Source organism: Pseudomonas sp. EA_65y_Pfl2_P74, from assembly GCF_963970575.1.
Classification (GTDB): Bacteria; Pseudomonadota; Gammaproteobacteria; order Pseudomonadales; family Pseudomonadaceae; genus Aquipseudomonas; species Aquipseudomonas baetica_A.
The window spans coordinates 1-19727 of record NZ_CAXAOQ010000011.1 but is presented as its reverse complement, the minus strand read 5'-3'; the positions used below and the strand labels follow the sequence as shown (position 1 = coordinate 19727).

Below are 19727 nucleotides of genomic sequence, written 5' to 3'. Positions count from 1 at the left end.
CTTTCCAATGACTGATTCGACCCAACTGTTCCCACCGTTCGCAGAAGAAATGCTGCCCGGTGGCGGTCACCGTTCCTTCGTGTTGAAGCGTGGCCAATTGCTGCGCCTGACCGATCTGCGCGGTGGCGCCAACGTCAGCCTGACCCTGCTCAACGCCAACGAAAAAACCGAGCGGCTGAACCTGCCCGACAGCCTCAAATGCCAACACACCGCCAAGCTCACCACCGGCCACTGCCTGTATTCGGACATGGGCCGCGTGCTGGCCGCCATCACCGCCGACACTTGCGGCTGGAGCGACAGCCTCGGCGGTGTGCTTTGCGCAGAAGAAGTCGCGCACAAGTACGGCCAGGGCCGCTACCAGGAACTGCGCAATGGCTTCTTTCGCAATGGCACCGACAACCTGTTGGTGGAGCTGGGCAAGTGGGGGCTGGGCCTGTCCGACCTGCTGATGACCCTCAACCTGTTCAGCCGCGTGAACGTCGATCAAGCGGGACATTTGCATTTCGTCGAAGACCACTCCAAGGCTGGCGACTACATCGAGTTATACGCACCGATGGACACACTGGTGGTGCTCACCGCCCTGCAACACCCGATGGACCCGGCGCCGGACTACGCGCCAAAACCATTGAAGCTGAGCTGGATGAACGCCGACGCCAGCGTCGCCGAACACTGCCGCACCTCGCGCCCCGAAAACGAGCGCGGATTTATCAACACTGACCGTTTGTTCGCCTGAGGATCGCCGCCATGTCATTTGCCATCGCTACTGCTGACGTTTGCGAAAACAGACAACCCGACACCGCGGTCTACCGCGCGACCATCCCTGCCGGCGAACCCTGGCTGATGGAGGTCAAGGCCGGCCAGACCCTGCGCATTCTTGATCTGGAAGGCAACCAGGCGATCGACACCTTGTTCTACAGCCTCGCCAACCCCAAAGAACGCTACGACGTGCAACGCACCTTGCGTCGGCAGAACAGCGTCTACCTGAGCACCGGCAGCGTGCTCTATTCCAATCTGGGCAAACCGATGCTGACCCTCGTCGCCGACACCTGCGGACGCCACGACACCCTCGGCGGCGCGTGTGCGCAAGAGAGCAACACCGTGCGCTACGCCCTGGAAAAACGCTACATGCACAGCTGCCGCGACAACTACCTGCGCGCCTGCGTGCACGATGGGCGACTGGGCAAAAGCGACATCGGGCCGAACATCAATTTCTTCATGAACGTCCCCGTCACTGCCGACGGTGGACTGACCTTCGAAGACGGGATTTCCGCGCCGGGCAAATACGTCGACCTGCGCGCCGAGATGGACGTGATCGTGCTGATCTCCAACTGCCCGCAACTGAACAACCCGTGCAACGCCTACAACCCGACCCCTGCGGAGCTGCTGGTATGGAACTGAAATTGCGCCGCTTGCGCCGCTGGTTGTTTGCCTTATGCCAGGCCCGATCCGGGCAGTGCCTGAAACCGTCCGCACGCCCCGCTCCCACAAGGGTTTTGTACTGATTGGGAGAACGTGTGTTTCATCCGGGACGACCCGGATGCCAGTCGAAAAACGGCGGGACGGCCCGCTTCCCCTTCAGGGGTTATGCCATGTTCGAAAAAGTCCTTATCGCCAACCGTGGCGCCATCGCCTGCCGCATTCTGCGCACCCTCGCGCCGTTGCAGGTCAAAAGCGTCGCCGTTTACGCCCAAGCCGATGCCGCCAGCCTGCACATCCTGCAAGCCGATGAAGCCCACAGCCTTGGCGAAGGTGCAGCGGCCAGCACTTATCTGGCGGTCGATAAAATCCTCGCCATTGCCAAAGAAAGCGGCGCCACGGCGATTCATCCCGGCTACGGTTTTCTCTCGGAAAACGCCGCTTTCGCTGAAGCGTGCCAAGCCCAAGGCATCGCCTTCATCGGCCCGACGCCGGAGCAACTGCGGGTGTTCGGCCTCAAGCACACCGCGCGCGCTTTGGCGAAACAGCACGGCGTCCCCATGCTCGAAGGCACCGAACTGCTCGACAGCCTCGACGCGGCGCTGATCGCTGGCGAGCACGTCGGCTACCCGGTCATGCTCAAAAGCACCGCTGGCGGCGGTGGCATCGGCATGCGCGTGTGCCGCAGCGCCAGCGAATTGAGCGACTCATTCGAAGCGGTCAAGCGTCTGGGCCAGAACAACTTCAGCGACGCCGGGGTGTTCATCGAGAAATACATTCAGCGCGCCCGGCATCTGGAAGTGCAGGTATTCGGCGATGGTCGCGGCGAAGTCATCGCCCTCGGTGTGCGCGACTGTTCAGTGCAGCGGCGCAACCAGAAAGTCCTCGAAGAAACCCCGGCGCCCAACCTGCCAGTCGGCATGGCCGATGAGCTGTGTGCAGCGGCGATCAAACTGGCCAAAGCGGTCAATTACCGGAGCGCCGGTACCGTTGAATTCGTCTTCGACAGCGTGGCGCAGCGCTTCTATTTTCTTGAAGTGAACACACGTTTGCAGGTCGAGCACGGCGTCACGGAACAGGTCTGGGGCGTGGATCTGGTGCGTTGGATGGTCGAACTGGCCGCGGGTGAGCTGGCGCCGCTCGCCGAGTTGTACCGCGACCTGAAACCCGGCGGCCATGCCATTCAGGCGCGCTTGTATGCCGAAGATCCGGGGCGTGATTTTCAGCCAAGCCCGGGCCTGCTGACGGCTGTTGAATTCCCACCGGCCAACGGCATTCAGTTGCGCATCGACACGTGGGTCGAGGCTGGCTGCGAGATCCCGCCATACTTCGACCCGATGATTGCCAAAGTCATCGCCTGGGCACCGACCCGTGAACAAGCGCGCACAGAACTGCATCAGGCGCTCAGTGACAGCCAGTTGTACGGCGTGGAAACCAACCGCGATTACCTGCGCCAGATTCTGCTCGACACCCCGTTCGCCAGCGGTGAGCCGTGGACCCGTTGCCTGGAGAACCTGGTTTATCGCGCCAATACCTTTGAGGTGCTCAGCGCCGGCACACAAACCAGCGTGCAGGATTATCCCGGTCGCCTCGGTTACTGGGCCGTCGGTGTGCCGCCCTCGGGGCCAATGGACAGCCGGGCGCTGCGTCTGGGCAATCGCCTGCTTGGCAATGCCGACGGCGCAGCGGCACTGGAAATCACCATGAGCGGGCCGATGTTGCGCTTCAACTGCGAGGCAGTGGTGGCGGTGACCGGGGCGCCGATTGCCTTGGCGTGCGAGGGTCAAACCGTGCCGATGAACACCGCGCTGCTGATCCCGGCGGGCGCGACGTTGAACCTTGGCAGTATCAACGGCGCCGGGGCGCGCAGTTATCTGTGCCTGCGCGGCGGCTTGCAGGTGCCGGACTATCTGGGCAGCAAAAGCACGTTCACCCTCGGCCAGTTCGGCGGCCATGGCGGTCGTGCGCTGCGCACTGGCGACGTGTTGCACATACCGGCGCTGGCCGATCGCAGCGCCGGTCAACAACTTGCGGCGCAGCACATCAGCGTGTTGCCGGCCGTGCGGCAGATTCGCGTGATGTACGGCCCTCACGGCGCACCGGAATACTTTACCGAACACGCCATCGACACCTTCTTCGCGAGCCCGTGGGAAGTGCACTTCAACTCCAGCCGCACCGGCGTGCGCCTGATCGGCCCGAAACCGGAATGGGTGCGCGCCGACGGTGGTGAGGCCGGGTTGCACCCCTCAAACATTCACGACAATCCCTACGCCATCGGCGCCGTGGACTTCACCGGTGACATGCCGGTGATCCTCGGCCCGGACGGCCCGAGCCTCGGCGGGTTTGTGTGCCCGGTGACGGTGATCGAAGCCGATCTGTGGCAGCTAGGGCAGCTCAAGGCTGGCGATAAAATCCAGTTCATCCCGGTGGACCTCAAAACCGCCCGCGAACTCGCCCTGCAATGGGATTCTCACGGTGGGAGCGGGCTTGCTCGCGAAGAGGCCGTGTCCGTCAACATTGATGTGCCTGACACACCGCTTTCGCGAGCAAGCCCGCTCCCACAGGGTTTGGTGTCGCCCGTGGTGTTGGAGTTGGGTCAGGGGGATCGGCGGCTTGTTGCGCGAGTCTGTGGGGATACTCACCTGTTGCTGGAAATCGGCGAGCCTGAACTCGATCTGGTCCTGCGCTTCCGCGCTCACGCCCTGATGCAAGCTTTGGAAAGCAAATCCCTGCACGGCGTGATCGACCTCACGCCGGGCATTCGCTCGCTGCAAGTTCACTACCAGCCCGAGCAATTGCCACTCGCCGACCTGCTCGGCATCGTCGCCGGGGAGTGGGACGCGGTGTGCGCGGCCAAGGATTTGCAGGTGCCGTCGCGCATCGTGCATTTACCGCTGTCCTGGGACGACCCGGCCTGTCAGTTGGCGATCGAGAAATACATGACCACCGTGCGCAAGGATGCCCCATGGTGCCCGAGCAATCTGGAGTTCATCCGCCGCATCAATGACCTGCCGGACCTCGACGAAGTACAGCGCACGGTGTTCGATGCGAGCTATCTGGTGATGGGCCTTGGCGACGTCTACCTCGGCGCGCCGGTGGCCACTCCGCTCGACCCCCGCCATCGATTGGTCACCACCAAATACAACCCGGCACGCACCTGGACCGCCGAAAACTCGGTGGGTATTGGTGGCGCTTACCTGTGCGTGTACGGCATGGAAGGCCCGGGCGGTTATCAGTTCGTCGGGCGCACGTTACAGATGTGGAATCGCTACCGCGAAGTGGCGGCATTCGATGGCAAACCGTGGCTGCTGCGTTTCTTCGACCAGATTCGTTTTTACCCGGTCAGCGCCGAAGCGTTGCTGCGCATCCGCAGGGATTTCCCCCTCGGGCGTTTTGAACTGGACATCGAGCACAGCCAGCTCAACCTCGCTGAGTATCAGGATTTTCTGAGCCGCGAAGCGCACAGCATCAGTGCGTTTCGCAGCCAACAACAAGGCGCGTTCAACGCCGAGCGCGAACGCTGGATCGCCAGTGGTCAGGCGCACTTCGACAGCGAAGAGGTGGCGCCGCCATCAACCGAGGACGCACCGTTGGCGCACGGCCTGCAGAGCATCGAAAGCCATATCGCCGGCAACCTCTGGCAAGTGCAAGTCGAGGCTGGCAGCCGCGTCGCGACGGGTGATGTGCTGGTGATTCTCGAATCGATGAAGATGGAAATCCCTGTGCTCGCGCCAATGGCTGGCGTCGTACGCGAAATTCGTGTGCAGCCGGGTTCGGCGGTGCGCGCAGGTCAACGGGTCGTGGTGCTGGAGCTCGACTGAACCCATTTGTAAAAGGATCAACTCATGAATCTGCAACTCGATGTTCTGCGCCAGGCCTATATCAAGGGCGAAACAACACCCCGCACATTGCTGCCTGCACTGCGCGAAAAAGCCGCCGCGCTGAATCCCGACTATCACCTGTTCATCCACTTGGTCAGTGTCGATGAACTGGAGCCGTACCTCGCCGCCCTCGACGGCCGCGACATCGACAGCCTGCCGCTGTACGGCGTGCCGTTTGCGATCAAGGACAACATCGATCTGGCGGGTATCCCCACCACCGCCGCGTGCCCGGCGTTCGCTTACACGCCACAGCGCTCGGCGACCATCGTCGAGCAGTTGATTGCGCTGGGAGCGGTGCCGCTGGGCAAGACCAACCTCGATCAGTTTGCGACTGGCCTCAATGGCAGCCGCTCACCCTACGGCGCATGTCCGAACAGCGTGTTGCCGCAATATCCGTCCGGAGGTTCCAGCGCCGGTTCGTCGCTGGCGGTGGCGTTGGGCGTGGCGAGTTTTGCCCTGGGCACCGACACTGCAGGGTCAGGGCGGGTGCCGGCGGCCCTGAACAACCTGATCGGTTTGAAAGCCAGCAAAGGGCTGATCTCCACGGCCGGGGTGCTGCCGGCGTGCCGGACGCTGGATTGCGTCACCACGTTTACCGCGACCGCGCGCGAGGCCAGTCAGTTGTTGGCACTGACCGCAAAACTCGATCCACGGGATGAGTACAGCCGCCCTAATCCGGCGTGGAATGACGGCTCGGCATTCGGTGCGCCACAGCCGTTTCGCTTCGGGGTCCCGCGTGCGCAGGATCTGGAGTTTTTCGGCTGCGTCGAAGGCCCGCTGCTGTTCGGCGATGCCATCGACCGGCTCCAGGCCCTGGGTGGCGAAGCGGTCGAGCTGGATTTGTCGCCGTTCCTGGAAGCCGCACGCTTGCTGTACGAAGGGCCGTGGGTCGCCGAGCGCTACAGCGTGGCGGGCGAATTGATGGAAGAGAATCCCCAAGCGGTCTTGCCGGTGATCCGCGCCGTGCTGGCCAAGGCTGCGGCGGTGACGGGCGTGCAGACCTTCCGCGCCCAATATCGGCTGCAAGCCCTGAAAGCGCGTTGCGATCAGGCCCTCGAAAACCTCGACTGCGTGCTGACCCCGACCCTCGGCCGTCCCGTGACACTGGCGCAATTGGACGCCGAACCGGTGCTGCGCAATTCCGAACTCGGTTACTACACCAACTTCATGAACCTGCTCGATTACGCCGCCGTCGCCGTGCCAAGCGCGTTCATGGCCAATGGTTTGCCGTGGGGCGTGACGCTGTTCGGACGGGCGTTCACCGATCAATACCTGTTGAGCGTGGCGGATGCGCTGCAGCGCCAGCAAGATTGCGCGCAGCCATCACCTGCGAACGTGGCGCGCAATGACCGCGCGCGCGTGGTGGTGTGCGGCGCGCATCTGGATGGTTTGCCGTTGAACGGGCAGCTCACGCAACGGGGTGGGCGCTTGCTGGAAACCACGCTCAGCTCGCCGGACTATCAACTTCACGCCCTGGCGGGTGGCCCAACGAAGCGCCCGGGCATGGTCAGGGTGAAGGATGGCGGCGTGGCCATTGCGGTGGAAGTCTGGGAGTTGCCGAGCAGCGAATTGGGCTCCTTCCTTACCGGTATTCCCGCCCCGCTCGGCCTGGGCAAGGTGCAACTGGCGGATGGGCGCTGGGAGAACGGGTTCATCTGTGAGCCGTATGGCTTGGAGGGCGCCGTGGATATCAGCCATCTGGGCGGATGGCGGGCCTATCTGAAAACCCTGGCCTGAGGCGCTCCTTGGCAGGCGTGAGCCGGCTCGCGATAGCAGTGTTTGAGCCACACCATGGGTGAATGTCACGGCCCCATCGCGAGCAGGCGCACACCGATAAGGGGTGGCGCCACTTCAGGCCAGTACAGGAACGACCATTCGCACCGCACATGGAGCAGATATTTGCCCCGCAGTCCCGTTAGAATGTTTGCCATCGGGCCACTGCCAACGGATCTGCCATGCCGCATCGCTCTGCGCTGTACTCCCAACGTTCACTGGTGTTGACGCTGATCGCCCTGCTGGGCGCCGGTTTCCTCGCCACCTCGTTGCTCAGCTACTACGCCTCGCGCACGTCGATCCGCGACAACATCGTCAACACCGAACTGCCGCTGACGTCCGACACCGTGTATTCGGAAATCCAGAAAGACCTTGTCAGGCCGATCCTGATTTCCTCGATGATGTCCCGCGATACCTTCATGCGCGACTGGGTGGTAAACGGCGAACAGAACCCCGAGCAGATGACCCGTTATCTCGACGAAGTCATGACCCATTACGGCGCCTACACCGCGTTTTTCGTCTCCAACAGCACCCTCACCTACTACCACGCCAAAGGCGTGCTCAAGCAGGTCAAGGTCGAGGAGCCGCGTGACGCCTGGTACTTTCGCGTGCGCGACATGAAAGACCCGTACGAGATCAATGTCGACCCGGATCTGGCCAACAAGGACAACCTGACGTTCTTCATCAACTACAAGGTCTACGACTACCACAACCGCTTCATCGGCGCGGCGGGTGTCGGCCTGACGGTGGACGCGGTGATCAAGCTGATCGACAAATACCAACAGCGCTATCAACGCAGTGTTTACTTCGTCGACACCTTTGGCCGGCTGGTATTGACCGGTGCCCAGGGCGGACCTGAAGGCGCGCACATTGGCCAGAGCCTCGGCGAAATCGACAGCATGAAAAGCCTGGTCAGCCAATTGCCCAAGCCCCACAGCGGCAGCTACGAATACTCCGCCCACGGCCAGGGGCACTTCCTCAACGTGCGGTTTATCCCGGAGTTGAACTGGTACCTGTTCGTTGATAAACGCGAGGACGGTGCACTGAGTGAAATCCGTCAGTCGCTGTACCTCAATCTGCTGATTTGCCTGCTGGTGACCTTGATTGTGTTGGCAGTGCTGAACCGTGTGATCAAACGGTTTCAATCGAAAATCCAGGCCCAGGCCACGCTCGACAGCCTCACCGAACTGCCGAACCGGCGCGGCTTTGATCTGCTGGCCGCGCAAGCCCTGCACGAAGCGCAACGCGAGACCAAGCCGCTGACCGCGTTGCTGCTCGATCTCGATCACTTCAAAGTGCTGAACGACACCTACGGCCACATGGCAGGCGATCAAGTGTTGATCGGTTTCGCCCGGGATCTACAGAGTTGCCTGCGCCATGCCGACATCGTCTGCCGCTGGGGCGGTGAGGAATTTATCGTTTTGCTGAAGGACACCGACGGCGAAACCGGTCAGAACATTGCCGAGAAGATCCGTCAGCACGTCGAACAGCACAAATATGCCTACAACGGCCATACGCTAAATCTGACGGTGAGCATCGGTGCCACCACCCTGCAACGCGATGACACCTTGCACAGCCTGCTGTCCCGGGCCGATCATGCGATGTACCGGGCCAAGCAAACCGGCCGCAACCGCACCTGCGTGGAAATGCCCCACTCGACCTATGCCTGACATCAATGCAAGACCCGACCTCTGCCCGGCCTGCGGTACCCGCAACGACTGCAGCCTGGCCGACCCACGCACCGCCGACCGCGCCTGCTGGTGCTACGGCGTGAGCATCGACCCGGCAGTGCTCGAAGCATTGCCGCCCGAACGGCGCGACACATCCTGCCTGTGCCCACGGTGCGCGCAGGTCCAGGCGCAACTGCAAGCGGCCAGCCAGACGATCCCGTAAGATGCGCGCCCCTTCACCCAGCGAAACCTGAACATGCGCGTTGACCGCTTCCTCAGCAATCTACCCCGCTACAACCGTCAGCAGGTTCGCCTGTTGCTGGTGGAAAAGCGCGTGCGGGTTGACGGAAAAGTCGTCATCGATCCCCACAGCGATGTACTGGAGTTCAGCCGCGTCGAAGTCGATGACCAAGTGCTGCAACTCGGCAAACCGGCGCGCTACTTCATGCTGCACAAACCTGCAGGTTGCGTCAGCGCCACCCGCGACCCACAACACCCGACCGTGCTCGACCTGATCGATGAGCCGGACAAAGACGACCTGCACATCGCCGGACGCCTGGACTTCAACACCACCGGGCTGATGTTGATCACCAACGATGGCACCTGGTCGCGACGCCTGACCCAGCCGCAGACCAAATTGCCGAAGGTCTATTACGTGGAGACCGAACAGGACATTGGCGCGCACTATGCGCTCACGTTTGCCGAGGGGATCTACTTTGCTTTCGAGGATCTGACCACGCAGCCGGCGCATCTGGAGTTGCTCGGCCCAAGGTCGGCGCGCTTGAGCATCGTCGAGGGCCGCTACCATCAGGTGAAGCGCATGTTTGGTCACTTCAACAATAAAGTCCTGCGCCTGCACCGCGATTCCATCGGCCCGTTGCTGCTCGATCACGCGCTAAAACCGGGCGAGTACCGCGCTTTGCGCACCGAAGAGATTCAATTGTTCTAAAGCCGCGACCGCTCAGCAGAAGTCGTCAAAGAATTTACCAACGGCACTTGCGCGATCCCGATCCCCCTGCTTGAATCAGGACGTCGGCCGAAATGTGACCGACGAGTCACAACATACCTCTAAGAAACTTTTTGCCGGTAGACAGCCCTCAGGGCTGCGCCTCAGCCGGCAGACTGCCCGCCAATAACAATACCCGTCGACCTGCCGTACCGGATCGACATGGGCCAAGCAAATTTCAGGCGTATGCCTACCTGTCACAAAGCTCGTGCAATCTCTATTTGCGCGCATACCCGCTTGCTTGCCAGGAGTCTTATGACATGAGGCCAGAAATCGCTGTGCTGGATATACAGGGTCAGTATCGGGTTTACACGGAGTTCTATCGCGCAGACGCCGCAGAAAAGACCATCATCCTGGTCAACGGCTCGATGGCCACGACTGCGTCGTTTGCACAGACTGTGAAAAACCTGCACCCGCAATTCAACGTGGTCTGCTACGACCAGCCCTACGCGGGCAAGTCAAAAGCCCACAACCTGCACGAGAAACATCTGACGAAAGAAGTCGAAGGGCAGATCCTGCTGGAACTGATCGACCACTTCGGCGCTGAGCATGTGCTGTCGTTTTCCTGGGGCGGCGCCGCCACACTGGTTGCCCTCGCACACCAGCCTCGGCGCATCGAAAAAGCCGTGATCAGCTCGTTCTCTCCGGTGATCAACGCGCACATGCTCGATTACCTGGAGCGCGGCGTCGACTATCTCGGCCAACGCGATGGCGACCGGGTCGGTGAACTGGTCAACAGCACCATCGGCAAGCACCTGCCGTCGCTGTTCAAGCGCTTCAACTACCGCCACGTCAGCAGCCTGGCCGAGCACGAATACGGGCAGATGCACTTCCACATCAGCGACGTGCTGCACAGTGATCGTCTGTGCTATTTGAATGCAGCGCAGAAAATCAACGTGCCGGTGCTGTTTCTCAACGGTGAATGGGACGAGTACACCGCCGCCGACGATGCGCGCCTGTTCGGCAACCATGTGGCTCAGAGCACCTTCACCACGCTGCAGGCCACCGGGCACTTTCTCGACATGGAGCACAAGGCTGCCTGCCGAGATAGCCAGAACGCCCTGCTCGGCTTTCTGAAACCGGCACCGCAGGCGAGCCGAACGCGTTACTCGTTTGTTCAGGATCACCATGCACTGGCCATTTGAAAAAGCGTCGTCGCGAGCGAGCCTGCCGGGTTGAGGTTTTCGTTTACTTACCCGCAGCGCTCGCCCGCGATTGACCGTTTTCAGCGATTTAAAGCCATCGCACGCAAAAGAAAACTTCAAATTCGTTGGCGACTCTGGTACAAAGTCAGCCGCTCTGAGCGGGTATAGTTTAATGGTAGAACAGTAGCTTCCCAAGCTTCCGACGAGGGTTCTTATAGGACATGTCGTTTTGTGAGCAAAGGAACGTGCAAAACGCGGGTATAGTTTAGTGGTAAAACGAAAGCTTCCCAAGCTTTAGTTGAGGGTTCGATTCCCTCTACCCGCTCCATAAAATTGCTCCTCCCCCCAGTAAATACGGGCTCTCCGCCCCTAGCCTCTCCGATCAGCGCTCTCGCTCATCTAGACCCGCCTTCCAATCAAGCAGTTCTTTCTCCGCGTACATCAGCGACCACCTGCGCTCACATCAGTTTGTGAACAAAGAAAACCGAGCTTCAAAGCCAAACAGTCATCAACTGTCAGACGCGCTCAAAAGGTCTAAGGCAAGCAGGAATGCATTCGGTCGCGACTCACACATAGAACGTCCGCTACGACAAACTTAAACAGCCTCTGCTGACGCACCGCGAGCCCCTAAGCCGAACTCAGCTCTCGCACTGCAGCATGTGCGATGGGTGCCTGGCTGGTCGCGCGAAGGAATGGGACAAGAGACTCGAAGAATGGTGCGGACTTGTCGCCGAGCAACCTGAGAGGTCAATAGGCATCCGCCCTGAACGCAACGGACTAGGGCAAATCACCCACCATATTCCTGAAAAACATCAATGGATGACTTTTAATTTCGAAATGGAATTACACAACGCGAAATCTAAATGTGTAAAATCCGGCACGATTTTTTACACCATTTAGAAAAGAGTGTCAATACATGATTAAAGTTTTAACCAAGAATTGTCAGTCTTCTCTATCCCTAAAGACAGATGCTCGACTGCCAGCTTGGGGCTCCCAGGCCAGAAGGAAAAGCCTGTGAAGCATGTTTATCTCATTCAGATGGATACACCTCGCCTCTTCGAGACCGCCACAGGGCGTCCGATTGACGCCTTCAACAGGTATGCGGGATACAAAACGAAAGAAGTGGGCCATGCGTTTGGTGAGTCAGTGCCCTACCAGTATTGCAGCTCGGTAGCGCATTTCTTCGACTACTGCTACGAAACAGGTGTGATGGGAGGCACACCCATGCCGCCCGAGGTTGCCCAAAAGACCATCAACCTGTACTGGGAGTTTTTGACCAAAGGGATTAACAGCACTGACTTCATCGTACGCCGAGCTGCTAAAGCCCTGGGAAAGACGCCAGTAAAATCTGGGAGTGCCCAGACATATTTGGCCGGGGTCAATGACTTCCTTCGCACGAGCCAAATGAAGCTCAATGACTTGGCATCCCTCATGCGGATCCTAACCAAGAGTGACGCATTCTCCAATGTCATGTCCCTGCCCCAAACGCAGGACAGACGGCGTACCAAAGCCGAAATGGACAACATTCACAACAATACATTGACGTTCGGAAATACCCCCAAGGATGCCCACGCTTACGCCCCAGGTGGCATTCCTGGCGGTAAGGTCAAAGGCTCCCAGGTAAGTCGGAGCTTCCCCACTGAACATGTTCTGACACTACTCAATGACATTGAAGATCCTGAAAGCCGATGCGCCGCTGTCATGATTGCCGGAGGAGGATTGCGCCACTCCGAAGTTTGGGGGATCCGAAGGTCAGACATCGATATTGATGCGAGGACAATCAAAATTGAAGATCCCAACTACCATCGCAACCCTGCGGCGGAGAAAGCAGCGCGAAAGCTGCCATTCAAAGGCAGGACACTTGCGTCCATTGTCATGTTCGAGCCTTTCAAAAACATGTTTTTTGAAGCCCTGGCCGACTATCTTGATATCCGCCCAACAACAGACAGTGACTATCTATTCGTTTCGAACGAAAAGCATACTTACGGGGAGCCCTTGCTTTTCTTGAGGAATATGAATTCGCTCAACAGAAGTCTGAATAGAGCCTTGAGGAAGGCGCAGGTGGATCTCGGCACTATGTCTCCTGCGACTGGTGCGCCCTATACCTCTCACAGCCTGAGACATTTTTACGGGGTATGGGCAAGAAACTTTGTTTACATCCCCGGTCGTAATCAGATGGGTCTTACTTTATCCGAGATAAAGCTTTTGATGGGCCACAAGGACATCAGGTCAACGGAAAAGTACGCTCGACTCAGCGAAGAGACTGTGATCGCCGAAATCGAGTCAGCAGAACGCATGAAAGCTTTGTGGGGTAGAAATCCTAACATTGACCAGATCAGATCCGCTGTATACGCAGAGCTTGCCTATGACCTTTCGGAGCGAATTGCCGCATGATTAATACCTCCGAAAAAGTAAACTTAGCACCGAATGTAAACATCCAGAAAGAGGTGCGAGAGGCCTTCAAAAAACTTTGCAAACAAATGCGAATGGAGTTTGGCCATAAAGTTGACCAAGCCTTGGACAGCTCTAGTCGCCAGGATCGGAGCAGGTTTTCGCTTTTCATTCTTAGAAGCTTAACTGGCTTCAAAAAAATCAACAGAACTCACCTTGACCTAATGTATGACTTGGCACTACTCAAAACAGAAGACAATGCCATCGCGAGTTCGCTTTATGAGAAGATAACTGGATGCCTACCAGTCTTCTTAGAAGACGCTATGGGATTACGGGTATCGTTTCGGGCAATGTTTTTCATCTTGTGGTCGAAAGGCCTAGCGACCTTGCCTCACACATTCCAGCTCCAAGGTGTCTGGTCGAAATTCCCTCTGCTTGAATCATTAAGCAAAGGTTTTATCTATGAGCACTCAGAGGGCTTTCCAGAGACCACCAGAGCTTCAAGAGTTTTCCAATACAGAACTAGCTGGCTAAAGGCTGAGGACGTAAGCTTTGAAGAGCTTTGGGAAGCAGCACCAAGTGTTTGCGACAATAGGGTGCACGACCCAAATGTTTTCCGATATCTGCCATGGATCCAAACTTTTGCCGCCAGGCACCCTAATATCATATCTCCTGGAGACGCCTATCATTTAGAGAAGTACCACCAGTATCTACAGGCAAAATCCACTTCGTCGTCTACAGCCCACGACTTTAAGATGACAATTGAAGAGTTCAAGGATTATTTCGCAGTTCCGTTCGAGGACGCCTTGGAGATGACTCCAAAGCAGCGCGAGCGCGCCAGACGACACTACCAGTCTAATTGGGCGAGAGAAAAGACTGCGCTTAAAAAACGGGTTAGGGATAACGAGATTGCCAAACAGCTCGCCAATAAGTCAGAGCTAAGCATTGAACAACGCTCAATACTCGCACCCAAACCTGAACGCGACACAAAAAATTTTTCTTGGCTAAAGAACAATTTTTATCCTGGTAGCGAGCACATAAACATCGAAAACCTCTCGAGGTTTTGGCTAGCAGCGGCAAACTATTACCTTGCATATCTTGAGCGACAAAGTCACTCGACCCGCTACCGCTCCAAAAAAATACAGGCGATCAATTTTCTTTTAGATTATGTATTTTGTTATCTCCCACTGTGGTTTGAAGAGAATCCTCGTTCGATTGTTCGTTTCCCCGAACGACCATCCGAATTTGAAAGAGTGATTTTCTGGAATAACACGATATCCAAAGAGGATCTCGAAGCCAATCTTTTTGGGGTAGGAAAAAAGCTCGACGGGATCACCGTCCCTTGTACACTGAGCCAGTATTATGACGCCACATATTCCGCCAAAACAAAGGCAGCATTCGTAGCCAATATTCACGAGTTTTTCGAAGTGATTATTGTTGACAAGGCAGTCATAAAGGCCGGAGTAGAGTTTGCCGTTGAGGCAGGATTTGATAATCCAGTTAGCTTGAAGGTTGATCGCTCTGGAAGCGGCGCACGCGGAAGTACCGACAAGGTGGTTCTTCCTCTTGACTCAACCGTAATCGCTAAAGCATACGTCCAAGCCGTTGATAAAATCGGTCTATCTCTTCAACAGCAGATCCTCACGGGCAGACTCAGAGGCAATCAACTGGATGAAGTCCGACGAGCAGAGTGGATCAACCTACATGAACTTGGTTTGAGCCACGACATCCAGATTAGCAATCCTGACGACGAAGATGACGCGCTAGTTATTTCACTCACGCGTATCATTAACGTCTACTCTTGGTATCCGGGCCGGTATGGAGCCGCTACTACCGAAGTTTATATGCCTTGGATCAGCGTTACAAGGATGCTCTCCGTTGCCCTACATGGTGGATTGCGCCTTCAAAACTGCCAGTGGCTCGATATTAATACATTTGACAACTTACTTAGCAAGCCTGAGCATCGAATACTCAACTCCTGCATTCTTTATGTAAATACAGACAAAGACGGCCAAGATCGTCCAGTCGTAATTCCTGATGACGTCATGAACGCCTTAATCGCCGAACGACATTTTCAGCGCGAGGTGTTCCAACGCCCCCTCCCTCCGACATACTATGAAAATGACCCTACAGACCCTAAAGAGTACGGAGAAATCTACTCCCTATTCCGCAGCCCTTGGAATAGTCATGGGCTTCCCTTTTCTGACTCCAATTACTCCGAAAAATGGGCGCTATTACTTTATGGTGTACAGGACGTTTACAACACTCTAGTCCCCTCAGAGCGCCACCACCAATTCGTCACGTATAACAAACATGGGCAAATTAGGTCTGTCCATACTCCACACTCACTTAGAGCTACCTGGCTCACACACGCCCGGATTTATGGCCACCTTGACATTCGAGTTGCTCAGCAGCAAGTCGCCCATAAAAACGCTCACACCACAGATTACTACACCGTCCCGAATATCTCCGAGTCGATTAAGGCGATATCAGAATCTAATAAACTGATAATGCGTAGCGCTTGGGCGCAAATGACTCCTGCCGCAAGCAACGCCTATATGACGCCCAATGCTATTAGTGTCGGCTGGCGTACAAACCGAACCAAACTATCCCAAGATCAAAACTTCATTAGCGTAAGCTCAGCAGTTATCGAGCATGAAAAGACCGGTATGCAGATTATCGCTACCGACAAAAATCCGGATGTAGGCTTTTATACGAACTGTATTTGCCTTAAAAACGGGAATTGCCCTAAATGCCTTATCGCCTTCACTGGCCGATCAAGAGTATGTGGATTGTGCCCGATTGCCGTGTTCGGTATCGATCACTTGCCGGCGATAAACTGTTTGATCAGAAAACTGACCGGTGAATCGGAAAGTCTTGTGAGCAAATTAAAAACCCTTAAGGCAAGCAAAGCCAACAGACATGAAATCGAGGCTATCCATCACGAACTGACCGTGGCGAAGCTTGAATTGGGGAGTTACCATTTGGTGAGGCAGGCTTTAAAAGATCGCCTCGACAAGGACGCTTCTGAACCGCGATTGATTACCAGAATGCGAGATCTTAAAGACTTCCAGTCTCATGAGATTGATATGAATAATCCTGCACAACGAGTGATAGCTCAGCTGCTTGACAGTCAGGACTACCCTCAATTCGCCTCACATAACTACCCATACATGATTGAAAAAATCGCAAAGAATCCCGACTTACTTAAGATGGCCATTGCTCAAGGCCCTGACCGGGACAAGTATGTTGGGCAAGTCCTTTCGATCATGGGAACTATGAACCTGTCCGTGGCTGACATTGCTGAACGCATCGACTCTAACTCTCTCTCAATCGGTAGCCAGCTTCAATGAAACGGAAACCAAACTGCGCTGCCTACCAGGCAAACCAGCTTGCCAACACCCTCCGAAGTATCGAGAGCTGTTTAATACTTCTTAAGAAGGGGAAGCCGTTCCCCTCGATTAACCGGCTAACGCTAGAGGTTGGCAGGCAGTTGGACATTGATCCGTCTATCTTTCGAAAGCCTACAAGCGAACATCGAAAGCTACTAAACAAATATATTAAGGATTTAGTTTCAAGAGCCACAAAGGAAACCGACGAGCCTTCAGTCGATGCGCTTAAGATTCGGAATATTGAGCTCACACGAAAGGTATCCATTTTAGAAAAAGAGCTGAAAAGCCCGCACAACAAACTAGGATTGGTGGCACCCAAAATCGTAAAGTCCGATCCACGGTTATTCGACCTAGATAGCCTTTGCATGCTTATTGATGACATCTTGAAATGCCAGAGAAATCTACAATTCAAAGACGGCGCTCTATATAACCTAGAGACATTTTCGGAGGAAGATGAGCTAGTAACACCCAACAATAACTGCAAAGTCTACCTGGAGTGGAAAAATGGACGTTAAAACGCTTATCGAAACAATATTGAAAATGCCAGTTAGCAACACAAAGGCTATAAAGCTCCAGAAGGCCGTAGTTGATATTTTACGCAGCGGCCAGAGCCTGACGCTGCATCATGGCGAAGTCAATCTTTCATCCCTAGCCGTGCTGGTGGGTTGTACGCGCCAATGTTTTTATCCAGGTCGAGGACATGATGATATGCGAGCGATTGTTAGTCTTCTAAACACTCATGCTTCGGTGTTGTCAAACTGCGTGTCATCCTCCACACCGCCAAAACTTGGAAAACTCAACGTTTCGCTCCACAAGGTTTTATCAGATAATGAAAAACTCAAGAGGGAACTACTAAAAAGCCAAGCGCGCTGGAAGGATCTTTACAACCAGCGATTGATAGTGGACTAACTAATGGCGACGTATTTGATCGTTAAAGTGATACACCGCCTTGACGGTACTGTAGTCGTCAAAGGTGTATTACCTTGGAATCAACGGCGCGTGGTTCTCAGGCTTGAACGCGCACCAACGACTGCAATCCTACCAGGCAAAACATACAGCGTGCGCCGTTCTCAAGGAAGGAAAGATTTTACGCCTACGTCGACCTCAGCCGCTCATTGGCACCTGCTGGTCAAGCACCACTTCTACTTGCCAGAACTGTACTTACCAAGGCGCGAGCAAGTTAGGCTCCTGGCTTTGAGTACCCAGGGTATCTCAGCCGCACTATTGGCGTTGGAACAGCAGGATCACAGAGCTCTGTGCATGTACATCTCTGAGCCGTATGCAAGTCAGCTGGCCTATCATTTCCATCGTCAATCTTGCCTCGTCGATGCAGCCACCTTCATGCTTGAATCCGGCTTTTGTCACTATCAGGCGCTTAATATATGCCACCTCCATGGCCCCGAAGGCACTCGTGCACTATTTGAGACGCCCGCCAAAGCGTTTCCATTCCTGGGTATTAGACATTTGCAGGATAACTCCTCGACCGCCAGCAAGCTCGCGAGCACTCCCAGTTATCAGCTAATCGCCAAGATGCTCACCGACGCCAAGCGGGGGGCAACGGTTTTGAATGCCTCAGATCTCCCGGCGTCTCTCAGGTCGGCGCTACCTGATTGCCTGGACAAGCATCTGGTTGTTGGACACCATGATAATTTTCAACTCATGGGCCATCACCTGATCCAGAGTTCAATACGCTCGCAACTCCAGAAGCTAACTCATGCCTTTTTTCCTACATACTCCGACCGCGAGATCGAGTATGCCTACGTCCGGTATTCCAGTTTATACGGAGCCCTCAATGACTCTGACCACGGCCAGCTTGTTGGCGACGCGATTAATTCGCGGTTTTCCATATTTACTTACTCAGGTAACGAATCGGCTGCGTCGTTCTGTGACGAGTTTTCTTCCATTCTGCAGATTCTAGGAGGCTCTGAACCGGGTATTGTTCATCAGGGTCTAGCTGGGCGGTATGGCTCCGAAGCCCATCTGGTACATTGGGAATCTATACCTGCCGAACGAGGCGAGTACCGAACCTTTATTGTCTGGGACTTTCAATGTTACAGCGCGGTTGAAGTATCCCTGCTACTAGGCCACTTCACCCCCCGTGACCGGGTCGTCTTTCTGTGCAACCAAAAAACTGCAGTCGACGGCAGCTTGAATAGCCGCATTGTCAATCAGCTCCAAGGCTACTTCCCCAGTCACCACATTGAGCCGCCTCTTGGCGCTGTCTCGAGCCTACCTTCAGGTCAATCTTCTCTGGATCAAGCTGTCGCGGGACTGCAGGCTGATCCCAACCTTGTCGCCATATGCGACAGCTACCAACTCTGTGAGGTGATCAACGAGTTAGTGCGCGAGCGTGGTAAGCCGGTGGCCTTGGAAACGCAGTGGAACACCTACTCTAAGGGAGATCGACTGCTCCTCAAACAGACGCTTCCCAAAAGCGTTAGCTATGCCAGGTTGGTCTCGACTGATGACCGTGGCTTGCGTGTCGAGACTCAGGGTAGACACTGGCGGATCGACACGGAGACGGTGAGGGAGTCTGTATGCACCCTTGGAGCCGCCATGACTATCGATGACGCACTGCACGCGGGCGTAAGGCGCGCTATGGTGATTGCCGGCGTGGCTAGAGTGTCGGGGCTTGCTCGGGCGGTCGAAGAGTACGGTGTAGATTTGGTGGGAGCCTTCGCTCATGACCTGTCAGAAGCCGGGGCCTCAGTAGTGGGCGTTTCTATGCAACGGATCACGCCAACTGTTGAGTAGGAATGCGGCCCGATCTGGGCAGCAAGGGACGGTATCTTCGTCAATCCATGATCATGTGGCCCGCCTGAAAGACTAATCATCTGGGGCTACAGCTTGACCAGCTTCAGGGTAAATTACAGACTCGTTTCTCCCCCTTCGGCAGTGATGGAAAACATGCTTCGACTGGTCGGCATGTTGGCGCTGATTGAAAACTGACCCACCCTGCCGATTGAAAAATGACCCAGGACGGATTGCTGATTTTTGCCACAGCAATTGTGGATAAGCTTAGCAGCAGTGTTCCGGTTGACGACGCATCGGGC

The 19727-nt window shown here is 56.0% G+C and carries 13 protein-coding genes and 1 tRNA gene; 13 read left to right on the top strand and 1 reads right to left on the bottom strand.

What is annotated here, in order from left to right; all coding sequences use genetic code 11:
- Positions 1 to 7 precede the first annotated feature (7 nt).
- From AACY18_RS10830 to AACY18_RS10770, 13 genes are all read left to right on the top strand, one after another.
- Positions 8 to 733 (top strand): urea amidolyase associated protein UAAP1, encoded by a 726-nt coding sequence (locus tag AACY18_RS10830; protein WP_339430725.1) that lies wholly within the window; start codon positions 8 to 10, stop codon positions 731 to 733.
- A gap of 11 nt (positions 734 to 744) precedes the next feature.
- On the top strand, positions 745 to 1398 hold the full coding sequence (locus tag AACY18_RS10825; protein ID WP_339430724.1) for an urea amidolyase associated protein UAAP2: 654 nt from the start codon (positions 745 to 747) through the stop codon (positions 1396 to 1398).
- 191 nt (positions 1399 to 1589) lie between these two features.
- Positions 1590 to 5237: an urea carboxylase gene (gene uca / locus AACY18_RS10820; protein ID WP_339464852.1), complete on the top strand. Its 3648-nt coding sequence runs from the start codon at positions 1590 to 1592 to the stop codon at positions 5235 to 5237.
- A gap of 24 nt (positions 5238 to 5261) precedes the next feature.
- Positions 5262 to 7034: an allophanate hydrolase gene (gene atzF, locus AACY18_RS10815; RefSeq protein WP_339464851.1), complete on the top strand. Its 1773-nt coding sequence runs from the start codon at positions 5262 to 5264 to the stop codon at positions 7032 to 7034.
- A gap of 218 nt (positions 7035 to 7252) precedes the next feature.
- Positions 7253 to 8740 (top strand): sensor domain-containing diguanylate cyclase, encoded by a 1488-nt coding sequence (locus AACY18_RS10810; protein WP_339464850.1) that lies wholly within the window; start codon positions 7253 to 7255, stop codon positions 8738 to 8740.
- Entirely contained in the window at positions 8733 to 8963 is a 231-nt protein-coding gene (locus AACY18_RS10805; protein ID WP_339464848.1) for a cysteine-rich CWC family protein, read from the top strand. The genes AACY18_RS10810 and AACY18_RS10805 overlap by 8 nt, the downstream gene beginning before the upstream one ends.
- A 33-nt stretch (positions 8964 to 8996) precedes the next feature.
- Entirely contained in the window at positions 8997 to 9689 is a 693-nt protein-coding gene (locus AACY18_RS10800) for a pseudouridine synthase (protein ID WP_339430719.1), read from the top strand.
- A gap of 317 nt (positions 9690 to 10006) precedes the next feature.
- Entirely contained in the window at positions 10007 to 10891 is an 885-nt protein-coding gene (locus AACY18_RS10795; protein ID WP_339430718.1) for an alpha/beta fold hydrolase, read from the top strand.
- Between the two features lie 254 nt (positions 10892 to 11145).
- A tRNA-Gly gene (locus AACY18_RS10790) sits at positions 11146 to 11219 on the top strand.
- A 686-nt stretch (positions 11220 to 11905) separates the two neighbouring features.
- Positions 11906 to 13285, top strand: coding sequence for a tyrosine-type recombinase/integrase (locus AACY18_RS10785; protein WP_339464846.1), 1380 nt, complete (start codon positions 11906 to 11908; stop codon positions 13283 to 13285).
- Positions 13282 to 16635: a hypothetical protein gene (locus tag AACY18_RS10780; protein ID WP_339464844.1), complete on the top strand. Its 3354-nt coding sequence runs from the start codon at positions 13282 to 13284 to the stop codon at positions 16633 to 16635. The genes AACY18_RS10785 and AACY18_RS10780 overlap by 4 nt, the downstream gene beginning before the upstream one ends.
- Before the next feature lie 543 nt (positions 16636 to 17178).
- Entirely contained in the window at positions 17179 to 17583 is a 405-nt protein-coding gene (locus AACY18_RS10775) for a hypothetical protein (RefSeq protein ID WP_339464842.1), read from the top strand.
- Positions 17584 to 17586: 3 nt separating this feature from the next.
- Complete coding sequence (locus tag AACY18_RS10770; RefSeq protein ID WP_339464841.1) at positions 17587 to 19428, top strand: hypothetical protein; 1842 nt, start codon at positions 17587 to 17589, stop codon at positions 19426 to 19428.
- Between the two features lie 113 nt (positions 19429 to 19541).
- On the opposite strand, the gene AACY18_RS10765 is transcribed toward AACY18_RS10770, so the two are convergent.
- Positions 19542 to 19727, bottom strand: a 186-nt coding sequence (locus AACY18_RS10765; RefSeq protein ID WP_339464840.1) for a hypothetical protein, incomplete at its 5' end; no start/stop codon positions are given.